We start from the raw sequence: 22526 nt of genomic DNA on the forward strand, positions 1-22526 counted from the left end.
CGAGTTCGACATCGTCCGCGAGGGCTATGACGCCGGCGTGAGGCTTGGCGAGGCGATCGACCAGGACATGATCGCAATTCCGGTTTCTGCCGAGCAGCGTCAGGTGACCGTCATATCACCGGATTACCTCGCCAGGTACGGGGCGCCCGCTCATCCGCGGGAGCTGGTCGACCACATCTGCATCGGCTGGCGACCTAAGGTCCCAGTCGGCTTCACGCGCGTGGTCGTCACCCCACGAATGCCTCGCCTGATGGGTAATCAGAAGGAGGTTCGCGCGGATGGCACCATCCATCGACCCCATGCGGACGGCAAGGAAATCGAGCGCGCGGCTCACCAAGTCTCGGCTGTCCTGAAGTGACTTGTCGGCGAGAAGGCCGTTCAGTCGAACAATCTCGGTCTTGTAATGCGCGGTCCATCCCGCACGTTTGATGGCGGAGAGGTTCGGATCCGTCGTGCCCAGTGAGAAACGCCAGGTCGTTTTGCCGACCAGCGGCACCAGGTGCTTGGGCACATCCATCCGGAAGTACTCAAACTTGCTCTTCGGATGCTTGTGGGAATGGGTCATTCTTCGCCTCACTTCGTACCACCGTTTCGTACCACCGGGCGGTGAAGGAAGCGTTGATTTGCCAGCACTTCGCTGTTCTATTTGGAGAACAGCTGGAACTGGTGACCCCTACGGGACTCGAACCCGTGTTTTCGCCGTGAGAGGGCGACGTCCTAGACCGCTAGACGAAGGGGCCGTGCAAGCAGGTGAGGCGCGCATATGGCGGGGGGTCGGCCGTTCGTCAATCAGGCGGTGAGCCGCTCCTCCTCCTCCTCAGCCCCGCGGCCCAGCCAGCTCACGATGGCGGCGGGGATGCGCTCCGCGGCGTGGCCGTCGCCATAGGGCAGACGCGGCTGAGCCATGGCCGTATAGGCGTCCTGGTCGGTCAGCAGCCGCTGCACTTCCGTCACGATGCGGTCGCGGTCGTTGCCGACCAACCGCATGTTGCCGCTGGTCACGCCTTGGGGCCGCTCGGTCTTGCCGCGCAGCACCAGCAGGGGAACGCCGAGTGCCGGCGCCTCTTCCTGCACGCCGCCGCTGTCGCTGAGCAGGATGGTCGCCGAGCGCATGGCAGCCAGCATTGCCCCCTGATCCAGCGGCGAGAGCAGCCGGATGCCGAAGCGGCCCGCCAGCAGCTCGCGCATCCCCGCCGCCACCGTCGCGTTGGGCGGCAGCACCACGTCTATCTGCAGCCCGGTGCCGGCTTCCAAGTGGAGCAGGGCTTCGGCGATCGGCAAGAAGTTCTCGCCCCAGTTCTCGCGCCGATGGCAGGTGACCAGCAGGCGCGGCCGCTCGTTCACCGAACTGAGCCGGGGCAGCGGCACTCGCCCGAGCAGCGAGCGCAGCGCGTCGATGCCGGTGTTGCTTGTGACGTGGATCTCGCCGGGCGCAGCTTGCGCCCGAAGGTTGGCCGCGCTGACCTCCGTGGGCGCGAACAGTAGGGCCGCCGCGCGGTCGATCGCCATCCGGTTGTCCTCCTCGGGCCAGGGCAAGGCGGGATCGAAGGTCCTGAGGCCCGCTTCGACATGCGCGACCGGAACCCCCTGGCGGAAACCGGCCAGCGCTCCGCCGAGCGCGCTGGAAGTATCGCCCTGGACGATTAACAGCTCGGTCGTCCGCTCGAGCAGCGGCGCGACCGCTGCCGCGACCTCCTCAGCGTGCGCTTGCGGGTCGGTCCGCCCGGGACATTGGAGGCGGTGATGCGGAAAGCGGTCGAGCCCGTACGCGGCAAGGTCGAGCAGCGGATGCTGGCCGGTGAGGATCAGGCCGGGTCCAAGGCCGCGGGCATGCAGGGCATGAAGCACCGGGGCCGTCTTGATGGCCTCATGCCGAGTGCCGACCACTGCGAGGACAGGGGATGCGCGCAGAATGATTGCTCCAAATTGGAGCGATCCGGCGCCGAAACATTTGTCGCCCGTCGCGCACGTCCGCAAGCTGAAGCAATGCTTGAAATCTGTCCCGAAACGGGAACCCAACCGCCTGTTGCAGCGGAGTCACGCACCCTAGCGGAAGTTGTCCGCGTACGCCTGGAGCTTCAGCTTGACGGGCGGCGCCGGCACCACGTGATAGTGAAAGCCGTGCTTCTCGGCATAGGCGACCGCCTCGTCCTTGGTGACGAACGCCAGGCGCACCTGAGCCTTGGTGTCCCCGCCGCCGACCCAGCCCATCAGCGGGTCATGATGCTGCGGGTCGGAGCTCTCGAACTCCAGCGTCCACTTGCCGACCTTGGCCCGGCCGGACGAGGTCGTCTTGCGGTCGCTTTCGATGATGCGCGCGGTGGTCATGAGCGCGAAGTGGCGCAGCTGCCTGCGCAAATCAAGCGGACGCGCGCTTGGTGCGCAGAGTGGGAGGGGCGGCGGCGGGATCGTCCGGCCAGGGGTGCTTGGGGTAGCGGCCACGCATCTCCTTGGCGACCTCGCGCCACGAGCCCGCCCAGAAGCTCGGCAGGTCCCGGCTGGTCTGGATCGGCCGGCCGGCCGGCGAGGTGATGGCGAGGGTCAGCGGCACGCGGCCGCCGGCCAGCATCGGGTGCGCGTTGAGGCCGTACAGCGCCTGGGCGCGGACTTCGACCGATGGACCGGCGGGCGCCGTGTAGTCGATCGGGTGACGGCCGCCGGCCGGGGAGACGAACTCGGCGGGCGCGAGCTGGTCGACGCGGCGGCTGGCCGGATAGCCCAGGAGATCGTCGAGCCCGTCGCCGAGCGCCGCCGGCGCGACGTCTGCCAGGCGGCGCTTACCGGCGAGGAGCGGCGGAAGCCAATCGTCCAGGCAAGCGAGCAGCTCTTCATCGCTGAGCGCGGGCATCGCCGGGTCGTGGCGGGCGGCGAAGGCGGCACGGGCGCGGAGCTGCTGCGTCCGCTCGCTCCACGGGAGCAGCTGCAGGCCATGCTCGCGCACGCCGTCGAGCAGCGCCTGCGCAATGCCCTGCGCGGCGGGGCTCGGATCGGGTCCGCTCGACAGGCGGATGGCGCCGAGCCGGCGGCTGCGGGTGGGCGTTACGGCACCGGTCGCCGGATCGAAGGCGCCGTCGTGACGGGTTTCGACGCCGTCGCCGAACAGCGCGAGGACGTCGGCCTCGTCAATGGCCGCGGCGGACAGGATGCGCGCGCCCGACGCCGCTCCGGCGACCTCGGCCACTGCCAGCCATTGGGCGCGGGCGAGCGGGGACGCAGTGTCGAGCCGGAAGCCGCGCCCGCCGACGCTCTGCCAATGCTCCCCGGACGGGTCGCGGCGGCGGGACAGGCGGTCGGGGAAGGCGAGGGCGACGGAGTTGGCCAAACCCTCTTCCCGCGAGGAGGAGGGTCGACGCGCCTGAGGCGAGCGTGGAGAAGGGGTCGCGTTTGCCGCCCACCTCCTAGCCAGGCGCCGCGCCCCTTCTGCCCGCGGGCCGCGATCGGCCATCCACCGCCGCCAGCGCACCTCTAGGTCGGCGTCGTTGCCGCCCAGCCCCCGCTCGGTCAGCAGGGCGGCGGCCTGCGCCGCGGCGTCGCCGAAGCCGCGGGTACTCGCTTCTACCAGCATGTGGGCCAACCGGGGCTCCAGTGGCAGCCGGGCGATGGCGCGGCCGTGGTCGGTCACGCGGCCGTCCTCGTCGATCGCGCCCAATGTCTGCAGCCGCTCGCGCGCTTCGGCCAGCGCGGCGGCGGGCGGCGGGTCGAGGAAGGGCAGGGCGGCGGGGTTGGGCGCGCCCCACAGCAGGCAGGCGAGGGCCAAGCTGGACAGGTCGGCTTCAAGGATCTCCGGCGGATCGTGCGCGGGCAGCGAGGCGGTCGCGGCCTCCTCCCACAGGCGGATGGCGACGCCGGGCCGCTGGCGAGCCGCGCGACCGGCGCGCTGGGTCGCCGCGGCGCGGCTGGCGCGCTCGGTGACGAGGCGGGTGAGGCCGGCGCCGCGATCGTAGCGCGGGCGGCGGGCGAGGCCGCTGTCGACCACGATCGCCACGTCCTCCAGAGTGACGCTGGTCTCGGCGATGCTGGTGGCGAGCACCAGCTTGCGGGTGCCGGGCGAGGGCGGGGCAAGCGCGGCGCGCTGCTCGCGCGGGTCTACCGCGCCGTGCAGGCGGTGGAGGATGACGCCGGGCGGCAACGCGCCGAGCGCGTCGGCGGTGCGCTCGATCTCGGCGACGCCGGGCAGGAAGGCGAGGAGCGAGCCCTCGTGCTCGGCCAACGCGCGGCGACAGGCGGCGGCGACCTGCGGCTCGATCCGGGCCGCGGGATCGCGGCCGAGGTGATGAAGGGTGAGCGGGAAGCTCCGGCCCTCGCTCTCGATCCGCGGCGGCTCGCCGAGCAGCCGCCCGAACCGCTCCCCGTCGAGCGTGGCGGACATGCCGAGCAGCCGCAGGTCGGGGCGAAGGCCGTCGGCGGCGTCCAGCGTTAGGGCGAGCGCGAGATCGTTGTCGAGGCTGCGCTCATGCATCTCGTCGAATAGCACTGCGGACACGCCCGCCAGCTCCGGGTCGGCCTGCAGCCGCGACAGGAACACGCCGTGGGTCATGGCGATCACCCGCGTGCCGGTGCCGGCGCGGCTGTCGAGGCGGGTCTGGTAGCCGATCGTCGCGCCGGGCTCTTCGCCGAGCTGCCGTGCCATATACTCCGCGGCAGCGCGCGCGGCGAGGCGGCGGGGAACCAGCAAGAGCACCTGCTCGTCGCACCAGGGCTCGGGGAGGAGGGCAGGGGCGACCGCCGTGGTCTTGCCCGCACCCGGCGGCGCGATCAGCAGCGCCCGCGGGCCCGCGCGCAAGGTGGCGAGCAGGTCCGGGAGGACGGCGTGGATAGGGAACTCGGCGCCTCTCATCGGATGTCACGGTCGGGTAGCGGCAGGACCTGGGAGCTAGCGGCCGGACGCAATGGCGCGGTCATGCGGCGCTTGTGGCAGATCGCGGACGGGTCGGACAGGCCGGTGCGTCAGGCCTCATGCCGTGGCTGAGAAAGGGTCTGGCTAGTGGCGGGCGAAAAGGCTCGCCTTGCCATTGGTGCCAATCAGCATGGTCTGGTACGGCTCGCGATGGTTTGCGTGCTCCATGCCGGGTGAGCCCATCGGCATGCCGGCGACCGCGATGCCGCGGGCCTTTGGCTTGGTTGCGAGCAGGCGCTTGATGTCGGCGGCAGGGACATGGCCCTCGACCACATAGCCGCCAACCACCGTTGTATGGCAGCTAGCTAGGTTCGCCGGCACCTTGAGGCGCTGCTTGACAGCCGTCATGTCCTCCGTCGCAACCGTCTTCACGGTAAAGCCGTGCTTTTCGACATGCTCGACCCACTTGCCGCAGCAGCCGCAGCTAGGCGACTTGAACATCGTCATGGAGGCGGCATGGGCGGCGGAGCCTAGCGACAGGGCGGCGAAGGCGAGGGCGCCGAAGAGCGTCTTCCGAATGGTCATGCGCGTTTCTTAAATTATTGAAGATGAACGGCTCAGTACGCGCGCGCCACCGCGAACTCGACCGCTTCGGTCAGCGCGGCCTTGGCCTTGCTCGACGGAAACCTTGCCAGCGCATCCAGCGCGCGGCGGGCGTATTGGCGGGCGCGTTCCAGCGTGTCGCTGATCGCTTCCGTGCTCCGCAACAGGCGAACGGCGTGCGTCAGGTCGTCGTCGCCCACCCGGTCGCCGCCGATCGCTTCGCGCCAGAAGCAGCGGTCGTGTTCCGAGCCGCGGGCGTAGGCGAGGATGATCGGCAGGGTCATCTTGCCGTCGCGGAAGTCGTCGCCGCGGTCCTTGCCGCTGGTCGCGGCCGAGCTGGTATAGTCGATCGCATCGTCCACCAGCTGGAAGGCGATGCCGAGATTGCGGCCGTAGGCCTCCAGCGCCAGCTCCGCCTCCTCGCCGGCTTCGGCCACCACCGGCGCGATGCGGCAGGCGGCGGCGAACAGGGCGGCGGTCTTGGCGCTGATGATGCGGAGATACTTGTCCTCGTCCGTGCCGATCTGGCGCTGGGCGGTGAGCTGATCGACCTCGCCCTCCGCGATCACCGCCGAAGCATGGCTGAGGATGCGCAGCACCTTGAGCGAGCCGTCCTCGACCATTAGCTCGAAGGCGCGCGAGAAGAGGAAATCGCCGACCAGCACGCTCGCCGGATTGCCCCAGATGAGGTTGGCGGTGCGCTTGCCGCGGCGGGTGCCGCTGCCGTCGACCACATCGTCGTGGAGCAGAGTCGCGGTGTGGATGAACTCCACCGCCGCCGCGAGCTTGTGGTGGCGGGTGCCGGGATAGTCGCACAGCGCGGCCGAGGCGCAGGTCAGCATCGGCCGCATCCGTTTGCCCCCGCCCGCGATCAGGTGGCCGGCGAGCTCGGGGATGAGCACCACTTCGGACTGCATGCGGTCGAGGACCACGGCGTTGACCGCGTTCATGTCTGCGGCGGTGAGCTGCAGCATCGGCTCAAGCGAGGGGGCTCGGCGGGGATTGAGCGGATGAAGGGACGCGGTCACGCGCGCGAAGTAGGCGCGGACGGTGGTGGGGGCAAGCTCACCCAGCCGGCAGCGTCAGCCGGGCGAGTAGGCCGCCCAGGTCCTCGCTCTCTTCCAGCGTGACCGTGCCGCCGTAGATTTCCGCCACGTCCCGCACGATCGCCAGCCCCAGCCCGGTGCCGGGCTTGCCGGTGGTGTCCAGCCGCTTGCCGCGGGTGAACAGCTCGGCGCGCTGTTGGGCGGGGATGCCGGGGCCGTCGTCCTCGATTAGGATGTCGGCCCGACCGTCGCCGCGCTTCTCGACGGTGACGAACACCCGACCGTTGCCGTATTTGGCGGCGTTCTCGACCAGGTTGCCGAGCATCTCGTCGAGGTCCTGGCGCTCGACCCGCACGTCCACGGCTTTGTCGCCGGCGATGTCCACCGTGACCTCCTCGTACATCCGCTCGACCGCGCGCTGGACCGCCTGCAGGCTTTCCCACACCGAGGCGCGCGCCTGCGCCGAGGCGCGGCGACCGATGGCGCGGGCGCGGGCGAGGTGGTGGTCGACCTGGCGGCGCATGGTGGTGGCCTCGCGGCATACCGTGTCCGACAGGTCGGGCGCTTCGGCGGTGGCGGCGTTGGTGATGACCGTCAGTGGGGTCTTGAGCGCATGGGCGAGGTTGCCGGCATGCCGCCGCGCTTCCTCCGCCTGCGCCTCGTTGTGGGCGAGCAGCTGGTTGAGCTCGTCGGTCAGCGGGCGGATTTCGTCGGGGTAATCGTCGGGGATGCGGGTCTTGCCGCCCGAGCGGATGGCGACCACTTCCTTGCGCACGCGGCGGAGCGGCCACAGTCCGTAGACCGTCTGCAACGCCGCGAGGATGGTCAGGCCCACCCCCAGCACGACGAAACTCCAGATGAGGGTGGTCCGGAGATCCTTGATCTGCTGGTCGAGTTCGCCGCGGTTCTGGGCGACCTGGAAGCGCCAGCGTACGTCCGACCCGGACAACTGCACGTCGCGCTCGATCACCCGCAAGGGCTCATCCGGGAACTCGGTGCTGTTGTAAAATCTAGGGTAGATAAGATTGCCGCTGTCCTGGACCTGCAGTCTCCGGTCCCACAGCGAGCGGGACGGGAAGACGTCGGCGCCCACGCCCGAGATCTGGAAATAGACTCCAGAATAGGGCTCGATGAAGCGCTGGTCCGCCGGCGGACGGTTGAAGCTGACCTCGCCGATCGGCCCGATTTCGGAAGACCGGATCATCGACTTCAGCACCACCTCGAGCTGCGCGTCGAAGTTGCGGACGATGGAACGGGTCAGCACCCGATCGAGCGCGAAGCCGCCGCCCAGCAGCAGGATCGTGATCCACAGCCCCGCGACCACGATCATGCGCTGGGTCAGCGACCCGGTGCCTCGGGTCCTGCGACGGCCCGCGGCTGCTGCGGAGCCCGCGGCTACTGCCGGGCGCGTTGGGCTGTCGCCCTCGACAAGCGTCGGGGCTCCGCTTTTGTTACCGCCCGCGGCAACAGCCGGGGCTTGGGTGTTCAAGCGGCCAGATCCTCCAGGCTGTAGCCGAGGCCGCGGATGGTGGTGATCACGTCGGCGCCAAGCTTCTTGCGAATGCGGGTCACGAACACTTCGATGGTGTTGGAATCGCGGTCGAAGTCCTGGTCATAGATGTGCTCGATCAGCTCGGTTCGGCTGACTACCTTGCCCTTGTGGTGCATCAGGTAGGACAGGAGCTTGTACTCCTGCGCGGTGAGCTTCACCGGCTCGCCCGCCTTGGTGACCTTGCCCGAACGCGTGTCGAGGCGGATGTCGCCTGCGATCAGCTCGGAGCTGGCGTTGCCCGACGCGCGGCGGATCAGCGCGCGCAGGCGGGCGATCAGCTCTTCGGTCTGGAACGGCTTGGCGAGATAGTCGTCGGCGCCCGCGTCCAATCCGGCGACCTTGTCCGACCAGCTGTCGCGCGCGGTCAGCACCAGCACCGGCATGCGCCGACCTTCCTTGCGCCACCGGTCGAGCACCGTCAGCCCGTCCACCTCCGGCAGGCCGAGGTCAAGCACCACCGCGTCGTAGCTTTCAGTCGAGCCGAGATAGTGCCCGTCCTCGCCGTCGGTCGCGAGGTCGACCGCGTAGCCCGCGCCTTCCAACGTCGAGCGCAACTGCCGCCCTAGGTTCGGTTCATCCTCGACGATCAGCACGCGCATGGCTTCTTCCCTCGTTCATGTTGCAACCTTCAACCCGCGCAAAGCTGAACGGTTGCTTGAACGCAACGAAGTCGCGCCTGGATGGAAGGTCAGTCGCCCGAACGGCCGATGATCCGGCCGGTCGCCGCGTCCACGTCGACCCAAATCACCCGGCCGCCGCGCATGAACTTCAGCCGGTAGGTGTCCCCGCGCAGTTCAGGCCCGAGATAGTCGGCCCCGCCCATGAACGGCACAACGCGCCGTTCGATCTTGGGCAGCGGCATGGAGCGGCCCTCGCGAAAGGCCTGAAACGCACGATCCTGATCGCGCGGCCGACGATCGGCCAAGGCGGGTGTGGCAAGCAGGCCAACGGCAAGCGCGGCGGACAAGGCGGTACGAAACAGGCTCATTGCGACTCTCTTGAACGCTCAGTAGCATAAGCCATTGAATGTTTGGTGAACGTTCCACGCGTCGGCGGCGGTGACGAAGCGCCCGAGCGCCGCTAAGGGGCCGCCCCATGGCCGCTCCCATCCTTTCCTATGAAGACCTCGGACTGCAGCAGGGTGGAGGCTGGCTGTTCCGCGGCATCGACCTGCACATCGCGCCCCGCGACCGGCTGGCGCTCATCGGCCGCAACGGCGCGGGCAAGACCACGCTGCTGAAGTGCTTGGGCGACCTCATCGAGACGGACGAAGGCCGCCGGACGATAGTGCCGGGCAAGCGGGTGGTTCTGCTGGAGCAGGATCCCGACATGGCCGGACACCGGACCCTGGAGGAATGGGTGCTCGCCGGGAACGATGCGCCTGTGCCATACGAGGCGGCCGCGATCGCCGGCCAGCTGGGCATCGATCTCGGGCGCGAAACCGCCACCGCGAGCGGGGGCGAGCGGCGGCGTGCGGCGATCGTCCGGGCGCTGGCGCAGAAGCCGGACGTCCTGCTGCTGGACGAGCCGACCAACCACCTCGACCTGGCGGCGATCGACTGGCTGGAGGATTGGCTGGGCCGCTTTCCCGGCGCTTTCGTGGTGATCAGCCACGATCGCACTTTCCTCGCCCGCCTGACCAGAAGCTGCATCTGGCTGGACCGCGGTACGCTCCGGCGGGCGGAGATCGGGTTTGGCGGCTTCGATGCCTGGACTGAGCGGGTGTACGAGGAGGAAGCGCGCGCGGCCGAGAAGCTCGACGCCAAGCTGAAGCTCGAGCTGCACTGGCTACAGCGCGGGGTCACCGCGCGCCGGCGCCGTAATCAGGGGCGGCTCGCCAAGCTGCACGAGCTGCGGGCGCATCGCGCGGCGATGATCGGCGGTCCGGGTGTGGCCAAGCTCGGGCTGGCCAAGGACGATGCCAAGACCAAGACGGTGATCGACGCGGAGCATGTCACCAAGGCCTTTGGCGAGCGCACGGTCATTCGCGATTTCACCCTGCGCGTGCAGCGGGGCGACCGGATCGGCATCGTCGGTGCCAACGGCGCCGGCAAGACGACGCTCTTGAAGCTGCTCACCGGCGAGCTGCCGCCGGGTGGAGGCCGGGTGACGCTCGCCAAGACCCTGTCCGGTATCGTCATCGATCAGCAGCGCAAGCTGATGGCGCCGGACAAGCGGGTGCGCGACGTGCTGGCGGACGGCGGCGACTGGATTGAGGTCCGCGGCGTCAAGAAGCACATCAAGGGCTACCTCAAGGAGTTCCTGTTCGATCCTTCGATGACTGATGCACCGGTTGGCTCGTTGTCGGGCGGCGAGCGCTCGCGCCTGCTGCTGGCCCGCGAGTTCGCCCGCGATGCCAACCTGCTGGTGCTGGACGAGCCGACCAACGACCTGGATTTGGAGACGCTGGACCTGCTGCAGGAGGTCATCGCCGACTATGAAGGCACCGTGCTGATCGTCAGCCACGACCGCGACTTTCTCGACCGCACGGTGACGGTCACGCTTGGGCTGGACGGATCGGGCAAGGTCGACGTGGTCGCTGGCGGCTACGAGGACTGGGCGCGGCGACGGAAGGAAGCGGCGCGTTCGCTGCCCAAGCCGGCGCAGAAAGGGTCGTCAGCGGCCGAGCCGTCGCCGCCCCGGGCCGCGGCCAAGCTGTCCTACAAGGACCAGCGCGACCTCGATCGCCTGCTCAGTGAGATCGAGCAGATCGAAGCAGCGATCGCGACGGACGAGGCGGCGCTTGCCGATTCCGAACTCTACACCCGCGACCCTGCCAAGTTCGCCGCGCTGATGCAGCGCATCGCGGGGCACCGCGCCGACAAGGAAGCGGCCGAGCTGCGTTGGTTGGAAGTGGCCGAGCTGGCGGAGGGATTGCAGCGATAAGGCATTTAAAGTCGTGCCAACGACATTTCCGGCTTGTTAATTTCCCATTAATAAGCTTTGTAGGAACCGTCGTTTAGGTACTCTGCGCGTAGGGAGCAGTTTACCGGAGGAAGAACCATGTTGAAGGTCGAGGGGCTCCTGGCGGCATCCGCCTGGCTGGTAGTCGGTTTCTTCATAATTTCGAGTTTTACCCCTGAGGACAAGCGCGACGGCGGCTTGCTGCTGCTTCTGGCCGCGCTCGATTTCGGCGCGGCGCTCTACTCGGACGATCCGGCGGTCGCGCTGGCATTGCAGGTACTGCTGGCGCTGCAGGCAGTGGCCGCGATCCTGTGGTTCATGCGGATCCGGTCCCTCCGCTAGCAGCTATGTCAAACAGCGGGGCGCGGCAGTCCGACCGCGTCACCCGCCCAGCTGATACTGCTTCATCAGGTCGTACAGCGTCGGCCGGCTGATCCCCAGCAGCCGGGCGGCAGCCGAGATGTTGTGCTCGCTGCGAACCAGCGCCTGGTGGATGGCGCGGCGGTCGGTCTGCTCACGCGCCGCGCGAAGGTTGATGGCGGCGGTGTCCGCCGGCTCCGAGCCGCGCAGGTCGAGGTCGGCCGCGGCGACCAGCTTGCCGTCGGCCATGATCACCGCGCGCTTGATGCGGTTCTCCAGCTCGCGGACGTTGCCGGGCCAGCCATGGGCATCGATCGCCGCCACCGCGTCGGGCGCGAGGCCGGTGACCGGGGACTTAAGCTGGCGGGCGAAGCGGCGGACGAAGTGGCGGGCGAGCAGCAGGGCGTCGCCCGGCCGCTCGGAAAGACTCGGGATGCGAATCACGATCTCGGCCAGGCGATAGTAGAGGTCCTCGCGGAACCGCCCGCCGGCGCACATCGCGTCCAGGTCCTGGTGAGTCGCGCAGACGATCCGCGTGTCCACCGCGATCGGCTGCCGCCCGCCGATCCGCTCGATCACCCGCTCCTGAAGGAAGCGCAGTAGCTTGACCTGGAGCGGCAAGGGCACGTCGCCGATTTCGTCCAGGAACAGGGTCCCGCCCTGCGCCTGCTCGATCTTGCCGGGCGTGGTCTTGATCGCGCCCGTGAAGGCGCCCCGTTCGAAGCCGAACAGCTCGGCCTCCAGCAGGTTCTCGGGGATCGCCGCGCAGTTGATCGCGACGAACTCGCCCCCAGTGCGCGGGCTCTTCTCATGCACCGCGCGGGCGAGCAGCTCCTTGCCGGTGCCGCTGGCACCCAGCAGCATGACCGAGACGTCGGCCCCCGCGACCCGCTCGACCGTCCGCGCGACCTTGAGCATCTCAGGCGAGGCCGAGATGATGGAGCCCAGCACCGTCGAGCCCTCGCCGCCGACCTCCAATAGGCGCCGGTTCTCCGCTTCGATGCCGTGGAGGTGGAACGCGCGCGCGACGATCAGGCCGAGGGCGTCGATGTCCACCGGCTTGGCGTAGAAGTCGTAAGCCCCCAGCGCGATCGCCTCCAGTGCGCTGTTCCGCGCACCGTGCCCCGACGCGACGATCACCTTGGCGTCGGGCTTGAGCGCGAGCGTTTCGCGCAGCACCGCAAAGCCTTCGCTCGTGCCGTCGGGGTCGGGCGGCAGGCCGAGGTCCAGCGTGATCACGGCCGGCTCGTGCAGCCGCACCGCCTCCAACGCGGACGCGCGGGTGCCGGCAATCACCACCCGGTAGCCGTCGTAGGCCCATTTGAGCTGGCGCTGCAGCCCCTCGTCGTCCTCGACGATCAGCAGCACGGGGAGGTCGGAGGCGGCGGTGTCGGTCATGCGCTCTTTCTGTGTTCGGCCGCTTGAGCGGCGGGCAGGTGAATGGTGAAGCGGGTGCCCCCGCCGGGCTGGCTGTCGACGCCGAGCTCGCCGCCCATGCCGCGGACCAGCGCGCGGGCTTCAAAAGCGCCGATGCCGAACCCGCCCAGCTTGGTCGAGGCGAACGGTTGGAACAGGCGCGAGCGGATGAACTCTCCATCCATTCCGCAGCCGCGGTCGGCGATCTCGATCGAAACCCCGCCTGGACCGGCCAGCACGCGCACGGTCACCGGATGGTCGGCCGGGCTCGCATCCACCGCATTCTGCAGCAGGTGAGCGAGCGCCTGCTCCAAGGCTGCGGGGTCTCCGACGACTTCGGCCGTCGCCTGTCCAAGCAAGCGAATCTCGTGCGCGCGGCGCTTGGCGGCGATGGCCGAGGTGAGCAGCGGCAGCAGCGAGAAGTTCGCCATCGGCCGGCTATCGGCCGCGCGTGCCTGCGGCGACAACCGCGCGAGCAGCTCGTTCATCTTGCCGACTGAGCCTTGCAGCGTCGCGATCATGTCGGCTCGGAACTCGGGGTTGTCGGCGTGGCGCTCGGCATTGCGGGTGAGCAGCGACAATTGGCTGACCAGGTTCTTGATGTCGTGGAGGATGAAGGCAAAGCGGCGGTTGAATTCCTCGAACCGCTGCGCGTTCATCAGCGCCTGCTGGCCGTGCGCTTCGGCCAGGCTGGATGCCGCCTGCCGTCCTGCGGTCCGCAGCAGGTCGAAGTCCTCCCAGTCCAGCGGTCGCCGGCTGTCCGGGGCGGCGAGCAGCACCAGTCCGACCAGCCGCTCTCCATGCACCAGCGGGATGCCGGTCCAGAGCGCCTGGTCCTCCAGCAGGGCGGGCGGAACGGGCAGGGCCAGGTCGCTCGGATGACCCCAGCCGTGGCGATGCGCGTCGAACTCCAGCACCCGCCCTTCGCCGGCCAGGGCGGACCACAGCGCCCGCAGCGGTGCGGGAGCGCCGAGCGCGGGCAGGCGGCCAGCCCAGTTCCACCTGGCCGCCACCTCGACCTGCCCGGCCTCGTCCGCGGTCAGCAGCAGGCCGGCCGGCGCTTCGAGGATCTCAGCGAAGGCCTTGACGATGCGCTCGGACAGGGGCGGGGCCTCGGCTCCGCTGCGGCCCAGGGTGCCGGCGAACCGCAGCCACTCGGTCCGGTAGTCGTAGCGGTGCTCGAACAGGTGCTTGGCCACCTTGACCCTGAGCCAGCCGCGCGCCCTGGGCGAGGGCAGCAGGACCAGCGCCGCCATCGTCATCGCGGCGAGCAGGGCCACCGCCAGCGCGCGAGTCCACCACTCACCGCTGCCGCCCAGGGCCGTGGCCAGGATCGCCATCAGCGCGAAATAGGAACAGATCGCCAGCAGGGAGAGCGACTGAAAGGTCGCCGCGCGCGACAAGCGCAGCTGCCACCCCTCGCGCCACTGCCCGCCCAGCGCGAACAGGGGAACGGTCAAGGCGATCGCGCCCCCGCGAGCCGCCGCCAACGCCTGGTCCGCCACATGGAGGTGCGCCAGCGTATAAAGATTGAGGTCGTAGAACCAGGTCAGCGCCAGCGCGAGGGTGACCAGCCGGATGGACGACCGGCTCGCCGGGGCGGCCTGCCCATAAAGATTGTGCACCAGCACTAGGGCGCCCGCGGCCGCTGTGACGCGCAGCAGGGCCGCGGTGAGGTGCAGCGTTTCGGTACCCCGGCCGGGAGCCACCACAACCGCCAGAGTGTCGGCGACCAGCTGCAGCCCGAGCACCGCGGCCACCGCGGCATAGACCAGCCCGACGCCGCGCAGCCGCTCGCTCGCCTCCCGCCCCGCGCCGGACAGGGCGTAGAGCAGCGCGATCCACAGGAGGTTGCGCGCGGTCTCAGCATGGTCGATCAGCATCGACCCGGGCACGATCGCCAGGAGCCAGGTCCAGATCGCGGTCAGCAGCAGGCCGGCGAGCAGCAGGCGTTGCTCGACGCTCCGGGCGCCGTGCCGCAGCTGCCAAACCAGCAGGGCCGCGAACAGCAGCGCCGCCAGTGCATGGCTCCAGAAGGCGAGCAGCGCGATCATGCTCTAGTTTGTGTAAGGTCCGCCGACATCACGGAGAGTGTCGGTAGAATTTACAAAGATTGGGTGAACGTAGCCCTCCGCTCCCTTTAGGGGAGGGGCTAGAAGGCGGGCGGGCCGACGCGGGCCCGTCTGCCTTCCTGCAGCTTCCTAAAAATCGGCTCGCGTTCGAGCGTAAATGAAGCGACCGTTGATGCCGATGGGTGACAGAACATCGTAGGCCAGATTGCCCGCGCCGTTGATGTCAGGGATCGAGGGATCCGGGTAATTGTCGAACAGGTTGTTGGCTCCAACCGCCAGATGAAATTTTCCGAGCAGGCGGTATCCCACTTCCGCGTCGGCCGACCATTGCGCCGGGTTGCGCTGAATGGGGGTGAAGCCGCCGCCGAAGTCGAACACCCGGGTTACGCTGCCGTAGCGCGTCACCCGGACCAGCCCATCGAGCCGGTCGCTGTTCCAGTCCGCGCCCACAATCAGCTTGCTCCTGGGGACGGCGGTGGTCAGCGTGTTGCTTTCCTCCAAGCCGATCAGGCCACCAGGAATGCCGGACTCGGCCAGTTTGCTCGGCGGGGTGGCTACCCCCCGGATGCCGTTCTTGGCATAGCTGTAGGCAGCGTTCAGGCCGAGCGCCCCGCCCCAGGCTCTTGTGCGGTAATCGGCAACGGCCTCAATGCCCCGCGTCTTCAGGTCGACCGCGTCGGTGAAGAAGTTGATGGCATCGAAGGTGGTCAGGCCGAGCGCGGTGCGCTGAGCCGGCGTGAGGCCGGTCAGGTCGAACCGCTCGGACAGGGTGATCCGCTCGTCCACCAGGATCCGAAAGGCATCGAGTGACAAGCGCAGGCCGCGGATTGGCGTTGCCGTGATCCCGGCCGACAGGTTGAAGCTCTTCTCGGGTTCGAGGTCGCCGATGCCCAGAGCGCGGGCGGCGGCGCTGTCGACCGGCAGGGTGCTGACCCGGCGAAGCTGGCCACCTTCGCCGAACGTCAGCGTGGTGGAGGAGGCCCCCAGCTGCCCTAAGGCGGGCGCCCGGAAGCTGTTGGAGACCGATCCGCGGACCGCGTAGCCGGGCACGAACTCCCAGCGCAGAGCCGCCTTGCCAGCAGCGCTGGTGCCGGCATCCGAGTAGCGCTCCACCCGGCCGGCGATGTCGGCGAACACGGTCGGCGTGAGTTCGGCGGACAGCTCGGCATAAGCCGCCAGGACGTTGCGATCGATGTCGCGCGCGTCTTCGGGAGTGAGTCCGGGCCCTGCCTGGGCACCCGGCTGCAGTCCAAGGCTGGCGGGATCGGCCAAGGGCCCCACCGCGTAGGAGGCCGGATCGCCGGGCGAGGATTTCCAGCTCTCGCGGCGATACTCGGCGCCGCCGGCAAGGGTTGCGGCAGCGGCCAACCCCAGGTCGAGGCGGCGGCTTGCATCGACGTTCAGGGCGGCCTGATCCGACCGAACCCTAGACAGGAGGAAGCGGTTGGGGCTGTCCGCTCCAAGCGAGTAGTTCACCGAGTCCCGCAGCCGGTAGCGGATAGCGTTGCGGCCGTAGGTCAGGCTTCCGTCCAGCGTCCACCCGCCGGTCTCCGTTCGCGCTCCACCGGTCAGCGAAAGGTCACGGTTGCGCACGAGGCTGACGGGCCGGAAGCCCTCCAGTCCGCCGGGCTGTGAGGGCGGCAGGTAATCGTTTCCGTTGCCGTCGACGATCACCGGCCAGCGTAAGAAGTTCGCGCCTTGGGCCTTGCGCTGATGGCCGATGCCGAAGCTGTACAAGGTGACATTGCCCGCAGGAAGTTCCGCATTGTACCACAGGTGGCCGCTGCGTACGCGCGGGTCGCCGACCTTGAACAGCCGACGTCCGAAGAACTGCGCGTTACGCGGGTCGCTGTAGGTGCCGTTGGTCAGGAACTGGCCGCCCTGATCGAAGCCTGCACGGTTGGTGCCCTGCTGCCAAATGTAATCGGCGCCGACTGACAGAAAACCGCCATCCCCGAGGCCGGTGCCGATCTTGGCATCGAGCACGGCGGTTCTTCCATCGCGCAGCGTGTCGTCGATGACGCCCGGCTCCGTCAGGTTCAGGCCGTAGCTGAAGCCAATCGAGCCGCCTTCCCGCACGCGATCCAGGCCGATGTTGATTACGCCCGCGATCGCGTCCGAGCCGTACTGGGCTCCCGCACCATCGCGAAGCACTTCGACCCGGCCGATCGCATTCACCGGAACGGTGTTGAGGTCCACCGGCGTCGTGCCCCGCCCGATCTTCGTGTCCAGGTTGGGCGTCGAGGTCGGATGGTAGCGACGGCCGTTGACCAGCACCAATGTTTGATCCGGCGACAGGCCGCGGAGCTGCGCCGCACGCACCGCGTCGCCCGCACCCGAGTTGGATTGACGCGGGAAGTTCAATGATGGCGTGAGGTTCTGCAGCGCCTGCGCGGTCTCCCCAACGGTCGCCGCCTGAACAACATCCTCTTCGGACAGCACGTCAATCGGCACCGGGCTGTCGAGCACCGTCCGCGTTGCCCCACGCGTGCCGGTCACCACGATCGGACTTGCCTCCTCGGCCTCGCCCGGCTGTTCGGCTGGAGCTGCAGGCTGCTGGGTTGGGCTGGTCTGCGCCTCCGCCGGAATGGCCTGGAATGCGAACAAGGCCAGTCCCGTGGAGGCCCATAGCGAAGAGATGCTGCGTGACATGGCTTGAGGTCCCCTGCGTTCGCCGATGCGACTAGCTAATCTCCGCCGCGGCCTGCTACAAGCCGATGCGCAACTTTCTTCCAACACAGGCTTCATCGCACCTCAACGCTAGAACAGGATGGTCGTTTGAACGGTGTTGAAAGCAAAGATATTGCACGAAAGGTGCTGGGGACATGGCAAACGTCCTCGGTCGTGGTGGGCATGGTGGTGGGTGCCGGCATCTTCCGCAGTGCTGCGGAGGTCGCTACAAATCTTTCCGCACCTTTTTGGGTGATGCTCGCCTGGACGCTTGGCGGCGTGTTCGCGCTGGCCGGAGCGTTCGTCTATGCCGAGCTCACCACCGCCTTCCCGCACCCGGGTGGCGACTACCGCTTCCTGCGCGAAGCATTCGGCAGCACGGTCGCATGGGTGTTCGCCTGGTCTCGTTTCGCCGTCATATTCACCGCTTCGGCCGCGATGTTGGCGTTCGTTGCGACCGACTACATCGCGCAGCTGCTGCCCATGAGCCCTGCTACCCGGGCCTTGCTGGCGGCCGCCCTGATCATCTCGCTCACGGCACTCAATCTGCGCGGCCTTCGAACCAGCGCCCGGACGCAGGTCGCCCTGGTCGCAACCAGCGTATCGGCGCTGCTGGCAATCGGCGCCGCCGGCACCAGCCTGCTCCTGTCCGGCCATGTCCCGGCCGCGCCTGGCGTTCCGATTGGCGAGCCGGAGTTCAATCTTGGCGCTGCTCTGGTCTTCGTCATGCTTGCGTACGGCGGCTTCAACGACAGTGCGACGCTCTCCTCCGAGGTGCGCACGGCCCGCCAGATGACCCGCGCGCTGATCGGCGGCATGGGCGTAGTCACCGCCCTCTACCTCCTGGCGAACTGGGGTTACCTCCGGGCGCTCGGGCCTGCCCGGCTGGCGGATAGCGATGCGCCGGCCGCGGATGCGATGGCGCTCGCCTTCAGTCCAGTCGGGGAGACGCTGATGGTCGTCGCGGTCACCGTTGCCGCCCTTGCCATTCTCAATGCCCTGATGATCGTCGGTGGCCGAACGCTCTATGCCGCCGCCGAGGACGAGCCTAGCCTGCAGCGTCTCGCCACTTGGGACAGCCGCCGCCATGTCCCCACCACGGCCGTGCTCGCGCAAGGGCTGGTTTCGCTGCTGCTGGTCTGCTGGGGAGCGTGGCAGGGAACCGGCTTCGCCGCGATGGTCAACTATATGGCGCCCGTCTACTGGCTCTTCCTTGCGCTCACCGGCGTCGCCCTGATCCGCCTCCGCCGGATTCGGCCAACTGCTGAGCGCCCCTACACGGTGCCACTTTATCCTCTTGTCCCGCTGATCTTCGTGACCGGCTGCGCCTACGTTCTCTGGTCAAGTGTGGCCTACGTCGGGTGGACCGGCTGCGCCCTGAGCTTCGGCATACTGGCGTTCGGTTTATTGGTTCGATTGTGCATGCGGTCGGGCCAGTACCGCTACAAACGAGTAGAACAGTGAGGCCCTTCCAGTCGCCAGCTATCCCCTTCCGACACAAAAGGGCGCGAAGCAGACACAGCTCGATGCGGCGGCCGGTCAGTTGAGCGCCAGCCAGCCTGCCATGCTCTGCAACTCGGCTTGCAAGGCCACGTGAGTGTGATCGGGTGCGTTTGGCTCTAGGTGGATCGATTGCACGATCAGCCTTCGGGCTTGCCGGTCGGCCTTCAGATCGACGCGCGCGACGAGCTGATCGCCAAGGAGAAACGGCAGCACATAATAGCCGTGTTGCCGCTTCTCGGCCGGAACGTAGATCTCGATCCGATACCGGAAGCCGAACAGCCGCTCGGTGCGGGCACGCGTCCAAACCAGCGGATCGAAGGGAGATAGCAGGGCCTGCGCCTCGACCCGGCGTGGGCGGCGCGCATCGCGGTGCAGCCAGGCTTGGCGCCAGCCGGGTACGTCGACGGCGATAAGCACGCCTTCCTCGGCTAGTGCCTCGATCGCCGGCCCCGCTTGTGCGGGTGAGAGGCGGAAGTAGTCTCGCAGATCGCTGCCGGTAGCGATGCCGTGAGCGGTGGCGGCATGCTCGATGAGCGCTCGGTGGGCCTCGGCGTCAGCGGGCGTCGGTTGTGCTAGCACAGCCTCGGGGATGACGCGCTCGGTCAGATCGTAGACCCGCTCGAAGCTGCCGCGGCGGGCGGCGGTGGTGATGTGACCGGCCCAGAACAGCCACTCCAGGGTGCGTTTGGTGTCGCTCCACTCCCACCAGCCGGAGTGGCCCTTATGTGCCTCGAAGTCCGACGCTGCCAGTGGACCTTCGCTCCGGATACGTTCGAGCACCGCCATAGCTTCGGTACGCCGCTCCGTCGCGTATAGCCGCATCCGGCTCCAACCCGCCGCGCCACGATCGGCCTGCGCCATCCGCCACCGGAGCAAGGGATAAAGGTGGAACGGCAGCAAGGACGCCTCGTGCGCCCAATACTCGAACAATCGCCGCTGTCCGCGCTGCGGACCCCAGGCGATCCGATCCAGCTCGACACGATCATAGCCGCCCAAGCGCGAGTATGCAGGGAGGTAGTGCGCGCGAGCGAGCACGTTGACGCTGTCGATCTGAAACAGGTGCAGCCTGTCCAGTGTGCGACGGAGGTGGACTTGGCCGGGCGCATTCGGTCGCTTGGCACCGAAGCCTTGAGCTGCGAGCGCGATGCGTCGCGCTAGCGGCAAGCCGATCCGTTCGAGTGCCATTCCCTTCGGGGGCTTATGTGCGCTGAGTACGGATTTCGATCATAGTGCACTGATCCCAGCTGCGAGAGCGAAAGCTCGGCGGAACAGGCCGCCGAGCTTCCCGAAGTCTAGAAAAGGAAGTCGGCCGAATTCAAGTCGGACTTGCCGAGCACCTGTATCGTGAAATCAGCCACTTTGTCGCCGTTCATGTCACCGGCGACGTAGTGGACGCCATTGGAGTTATACTCACGAAGCTGACCTGCCGAACCCGTGAAGCCGCCCGTGTCCAGCCAGGTGAATGCCTGATCCCCAGTCGTTGATGCGGACGGGTCGATCGAGCGGAAGTCCAGCTTATCGCCAAGTGCGAAGTCGCTGACCTTGTCGCCATTGGCACTGGCTGCGCTCTCGAAGACGAATCGGTCGTTGCCGGCGCCGCCGGTGAGGGTATCGGCACCGTTGCCGCCCAACAGAACGTCCTGGCCGTTGGCACCGTTGATGACATTCGCCGCGCTATCGCCACGCAGAATGTCGTTGTGGCCACTGCCAGTGATGTTCTCGATGTTGACGAGAACGTCGCCGCTCGCATCCTGCATGCGGTACACGCCGGGACGGGCCGGCAGCGTCTTCAGCACGTTGCGGATCGCGGCGCAGCCGGTCTCCAGGTCCGGCGCGGAACCCGCGCCGCGGACGGTGTAGGCGGACTTTTCTTCGGCGAAACGGTCGATGGTGGTCACTAGAACGATCTAGGAGTCGCAGACGGTGTTAACCACCCCCGACGTCATCCCGGCGGAGGCCGGGATCTCAGGGAGCTTCACAGACCGCATCTTTCACCCGCTGAGATCCCGGCCTTCGCCGGGATGACGAGGTTTATATGACCGACACCCGCACCGAGACCGACAGCTTCGGCCCCATCGAAGTTCCCGCCGACCGATACTGGGGGGCGCAGACCGCGCGGTCGATCGCGAATTTCCCGTTCGGCCCGCGCGAGGCGATGCCGGTCGAGATCGTCCATGCGCTGGGATATGTGAAGCAGGCGGCGGCGCGGGTGAACGCGCGGATCGGCGGGCTCGACCCGAGCCTCGCGGAGGCGATCGGACAGGCGGCGGCGGAGGTCGCGGGCGGCGGCATGGACGATCAGTTCCCGCTCGTCATCTGGCAGACGGGATCGGGCACGCAGACCAACATGAACGCCAACGAGGTGATCGCGGGCCGCGCCAACGAGGCGCTGGCGGGAACGCGGGGGGGAAAGACGCCTGTCCACCCGAACGACCACGTCAACATGGGGCAATCGTCCAACGACAGCTTCCCGACCGCGCTGCACGTCGCGGCGGCGATCGCGGTGCACGGCCGGCTTCTGCCCGCGCTGCGGATCGTCCGCGAGCGGCTGGACGCGCAGGCCGCGGAATGGGACCGCATCATCAAGATCGGGCGCACGCACCTCCAGGACGCGACGCCGCTGACGCTGGGGCAGGAGTTCTCCGGCTACGCGCAGCAGATCGCGGACGGGATCGACCGGGTGGAGGCCGTGCTGCCGAGGCTGCACCGGCTGGCGCAGGGCGGCACCGCGGTCGGGACGGGGCTCAACGCGCCCAAGGGATTCGGCGAGGCGTTCGCGGCGGAGATCGCGAACCTCACCCGCATCCCCTTCGTCACCGCGCCCAACAAGTTCGAGGCGCTGGCGAGCCACGACACGCTGGTCGAACTGTCGGGGGTTCTCAACACGCTCGCCGTGTCGCTAACCAAGATCGCCAACGACATCCGGCTGCTGGGCTCCGGCCCGCGCTGCGGTCTCGGCGAGCTCCGGCTGCCGGAAAACGAGCCGGGGTCGTCGATCATGCCGGGCAAGGTCAACCCGACGCAGGCCGAGATGCTGACCATGGTCGCGGCGCAGGTGATGGGGAACCATGTCGCGGTGACCGTCGGCGGGCTGCAGGGTCATATGGAGCTGAACGTCTTCAAGCCGCTGATCGGGGCGAACGTCATCCGATCGATCGAGCTTCTCAGCGTCGGGTGCGAGAGCTTCACGGAACGCGCGCTGGACGGGCTGAAGCCGGACGAGGCGCGGATCGCCGACCTCATGAACCGATCGCTGATGCTGGTCACCGGCCTCGCGCCCGAGATCGGCTACGACAACGCCGCGGCGATCGCCAAGGCCGCGCACAAGCAGGGGCTGACGCTCAGGGAGGCGGCGGTCGCGTCCGGGCTGATCGACGCGGAGACGTTCGACCGGGTGGTGCGGCCGGAGGCGCTGCTGGGGCGCTAGCGCAAACGGTAGTTGAGCCGCACGCCGAAGCTGTCCATCCCGGGATTCTGGCTGCTGAACAGCCGGGCGTGGCTCAGGTGCACCCAGCTCGCCTCCACCGACAAACGTTCGCCGATCCGCACGCCCACGCCGATTT

General features: G+C 68.2%; 19 protein-coding genes, 1 tRNA gene and 1 pseudogene. 5 read left to right on the forward strand and 16 right to left on the reverse strand.

Annotation, left to right across the window (positions count from 1 at the left end):
* Window positions 1-358 (forward strand): LysR substrate-binding domain-containing protein (locus QZX62_RS11725; protein WP_294174651.1); only part of this gene is annotated, 358 nt, incomplete at its 5' end.
* 87 nt (window positions 359-445) lie between these two features.
* Here the strand turns inward: QZX62_RS11725 and QZX62_RS11910 are convergent.
* The 10 genes and pseudogenes from QZX62_RS11910 to QZX62_RS11770 form a co-directional block, all read right to left on the reverse strand.
* Window positions 446-565: pseudogene (locus tag QZX62_RS11910) on the reverse strand (DUF6538 domain-containing protein); the annotation flags it as partial.
* Window positions 566-664: 99 nt separating this feature from the next.
* Window positions 665-740: transfer RNA gene (locus tag QZX62_RS11730), tRNA-Glu, on the reverse strand.
* A 49-nt stretch (window positions 741-789) separates the two neighbouring features.
* Complete coding sequence (gene wecB, locus QZX62_RS11735; RefSeq protein WP_294174652.1) at window positions 790-1887, reverse strand: non-hydrolyzing UDP-N-acetylglucosamine 2-epimerase; 1098 nt, start codon at window positions 1885-1887, stop codon at window positions 790-792.
* A 159-nt stretch (window positions 1888-2046) separates the two neighbouring features.
* Complete coding sequence (locus QZX62_RS11740; RefSeq protein ID WP_294174653.1) at window positions 2047-2328, reverse strand: ETC complex I subunit; 282 nt, start codon at window positions 2326-2328, stop codon at window positions 2047-2049.
* Between the two features lie 31 nt (window positions 2329-2359).
* Window positions 2360-4837: an ATP-dependent helicase HrpB gene (gene hrpB, locus QZX62_RS11745; protein WP_294174654.1), complete on the reverse strand. Its 2478-nt coding sequence runs from the start codon at window positions 4835-4837 to the stop codon at window positions 2360-2362.
* Between the two features lie 144 nt (window positions 4838-4981).
* Window positions 4982-5422, reverse strand: a complete 441-nt coding sequence (locus QZX62_RS11750; RefSeq protein ID WP_294174655.1) for a DUF411 domain-containing protein — start codon at window positions 5420-5422, stop codon at window positions 4982-4984.
* A gap of 32 nt (window positions 5423-5454) precedes the next feature.
* Window positions 5455-6468: a polyprenyl synthetase family protein gene (locus QZX62_RS11755; protein ID WP_294174657.1), complete on the reverse strand. Its 1014-nt coding sequence runs from the start codon at window positions 6466-6468 to the stop codon at window positions 5455-5457.
* Between the two features lie 37 nt (window positions 6469-6505).
* Window positions 6506-7816, reverse strand: coding sequence for a HAMP domain-containing sensor histidine kinase (locus tag QZX62_RS11760; protein WP_294174659.1), 1311 nt, complete (start codon window positions 7814-7816; stop codon window positions 6506-6508).
* Between the two features lie 155 nt (window positions 7817-7971).
* Window positions 7972-8637: a response regulator transcription factor gene (locus QZX62_RS11765; protein ID WP_294174660.1), complete on the reverse strand. Its 666-nt coding sequence runs from the start codon at window positions 8635-8637 to the stop codon at window positions 7972-7974.
* A gap of 89 nt (window positions 8638-8726) precedes the next feature.
* Window positions 8727-9026, reverse strand: a complete 300-nt coding sequence (locus QZX62_RS11770) for a hypothetical protein (RefSeq protein WP_294174662.1) — start codon at window positions 9024-9026, stop codon at window positions 8727-8729.
* A 107-nt stretch (window positions 9027-9133) separates the two neighbouring features.
* Between QZX62_RS11770 and QZX62_RS11775 the strand changes: the two genes are divergently transcribed.
* Entirely contained in the window at window positions 9134-10924 is a 1791-nt protein-coding gene (locus QZX62_RS11775) for an ATP-binding cassette domain-containing protein (protein WP_294174664.1), read from the forward strand.
* A gap of 117 nt (window positions 10925-11041) precedes the next feature.
* Window positions 11042-11284, forward strand: coding sequence for a hypothetical protein (locus QZX62_RS11780; RefSeq protein WP_294174666.1), 243 nt, complete (start codon window positions 11042-11044; stop codon window positions 11282-11284).
* Window positions 11285-11323: 39 nt separating this feature from the next.
* Here QZX62_RS11780 and prsR read toward each other — a convergent pair whose 3' ends face one another.
* The 3 genes from prsR to QZX62_RS11795 form a co-directional block, all read right to left on the reverse strand.
* Window positions 11324-12700, reverse strand: coding sequence for a PEP-CTERM-box response regulator transcription factor (gene prsR / locus QZX62_RS11785; RefSeq protein WP_294174668.1), 1377 nt, complete (start codon window positions 12698-12700; stop codon window positions 11324-11326).
* Window positions 12697-14772 (reverse strand): XrtA/PEP-CTERM system histidine kinase PrsK, encoded by a 2076-nt coding sequence (gene prsK / locus QZX62_RS11790; protein ID WP_294174670.1) that lies wholly within the window; start codon window positions 14770-14772, stop codon window positions 12697-12699. The genes prsR and prsK overlap by 4 nt, the downstream gene beginning before the upstream one ends.
* Window positions 14773-14919: 147 nt before the next feature.
* Entirely contained in the window at window positions 14920-17442 is a 2523-nt protein-coding gene (locus tag QZX62_RS11795; protein ID WP_294174672.1) for a TonB-dependent siderophore receptor, read from the reverse strand.
* A gap of 162 nt (window positions 17443-17604) precedes the next feature.
* Between QZX62_RS11795 and QZX62_RS11800 the strand changes: the two genes are divergently transcribed.
* On the forward strand, window positions 17605-18924 hold the full coding sequence (locus QZX62_RS11800) for an APC family permease (RefSeq protein ID WP_294174675.1): 1320 nt from the start codon (window positions 17605-17607) through the stop codon (window positions 18922-18924).
* Between the two features lie 75 nt (window positions 18925-18999).
* Here QZX62_RS11800 and QZX62_RS11805 read toward each other — a convergent pair whose 3' ends face one another.
* Complete coding sequence (locus tag QZX62_RS11805) at window positions 19000-20148, reverse strand: crosslink repair DNA glycosylase YcaQ family protein (RefSeq protein WP_294174677.1); 1149 nt, start codon at window positions 20146-20148, stop codon at window positions 19000-19002.
* Window positions 20149-20255: 107 nt separating this feature from the next.
* Complete coding sequence (locus tag QZX62_RS11810) at window positions 20256-20720, reverse strand: M10 family metallopeptidase C-terminal domain-containing protein (RefSeq protein WP_294174681.1); 465 nt, start codon at window positions 20718-20720, stop codon at window positions 20256-20258.
* A gap of 278 nt (window positions 20721-20998) precedes the next feature.
* On the opposite strand from QZX62_RS11810, the gene fumC reads away from it, so the two are divergent.
* The gene (gene fumC / locus QZX62_RS11815; RefSeq protein WP_294174679.1) at window positions 20999-22390 is read left to right on the forward strand and encodes a class II fumarate hydratase; all 1392 of its coding nucleotides are present in this window, start codon (window positions 20999-21001) and stop codon (window positions 22388-22390) included.
* Here the strand turns inward: fumC and QZX62_RS11915 are convergent.
* Entirely contained in the window at window positions 22387-22518 is a 132-nt protein-coding gene (locus QZX62_RS11915) for an acyloxyacyl hydrolase (RefSeq protein WP_366926204.1), read from the reverse strand. The two genes, fumC and QZX62_RS11915, sit on opposite strands and share 4 nt — an antisense overlap.
* Window positions 22519-22526 lie beyond the last annotated feature (8 nt).

This window comes from uncultured Sphingomonas sp., assembly GCF_902806265.1.
GTDB lineage: Bacteria > Pseudomonadota > Alphaproteobacteria > Sphingomonadales > Sphingomonadaceae > Sphingomicrobium.

What these genes read in the sequence shown, in the direction of transcription:
- QZX62_RS11805 (WP_294174677.1), bottom strand. Translation starts at nt 20,148, where the DNA reads ATGGCACTCGAACGGATCGGCTTGCCGCTAGCGCGACGCATCGCGCTC.
- QZX62_RS11775 (WP_294174664.1), top strand. Translation starts at nt 9,134, where the DNA reads ATGGCCGCTCCCATCCTTTCCTATGAAGACCTCGGACTGCAGCAGGGT.
- QZX62_RS11750 (WP_294174655.1), bottom strand. Translation starts at nt 5,422, where the DNA reads ATGACCATTCGGAAGACGCTCTTCGGCGCCCTCGCCTTCGCCGCCCTG.
- QZX62_RS11810 (WP_294174681.1), bottom strand. Translation starts at nt 20,720, where the DNA reads ATGCAGGATGCGAGCGGCGACGTTCTCGTCAACATCGAGAACATCACT.
- prsR (WP_294174668.1), bottom strand. Translation starts at nt 12,700, where the DNA reads ATGACCGACACCGCCGCCTCCGACCTCCCCGTGCTGCTGATCGTCGAG.
- QZX62_RS11795 (WP_294174672.1), bottom strand. Translation starts at nt 17,442, where the DNA reads ATGTCACGCAGCATCTCTTCGCTATGGGCCTCCACGGGACTGGCCTTG.
- hrpB (WP_294174654.1), bottom strand. Translation starts at nt 4,837, where the DNA reads ATGAGAGGCGCCGAGTTCCCTATCCACGCCGTCCTCCCGGACCTGCTC.
- fumC (WP_294174679.1), top strand. Translation starts at nt 20,999, where the DNA reads ATGACCGACACCCGCACCGAGACCGACAGCTTCGGCCCCATCGAAGTT.
- prsK (WP_294174670.1), bottom strand. Translation starts at nt 14,772, where the DNA reads ATGATCGCGCTGCTCGCCTTCTGGAGCCATGCACTGGCGGCGCTGCTG.
- QZX62_RS11760 (WP_294174659.1), bottom strand. Translation starts at nt 7,816, where the DNA reads ATGATCGTGGTCGCGGGGCTGTGGATCACGATCCTGCTGCTGGGCGGC.
- QZX62_RS11740 (WP_294174653.1), bottom strand. Translation starts at nt 2,328, where the DNA reads ATGACCACCGCGCGCATCATCGAAAGCGACCGCAAGACGACCTCGTCC.
- QZX62_RS11780 (WP_294174666.1), top strand. Translation starts at nt 11,042, where the DNA reads ATGTTGAAGGTCGAGGGGCTCCTGGCGGCATCCGCCTGGCTGGTAGTC.
- QZX62_RS11770 (WP_294174662.1), bottom strand. Translation starts at nt 9,026, where the DNA reads ATGAGCCTGTTTCGTACCGCCTTGTCCGCCGCGCTTGCCGTTGGCCTG.
- QZX62_RS11765 (WP_294174660.1), bottom strand. Translation starts at nt 8,637, where the DNA reads ATGCGCGTGCTGATCGTCGAGGATGAACCGAACCTAGGGCGGCAGTTG.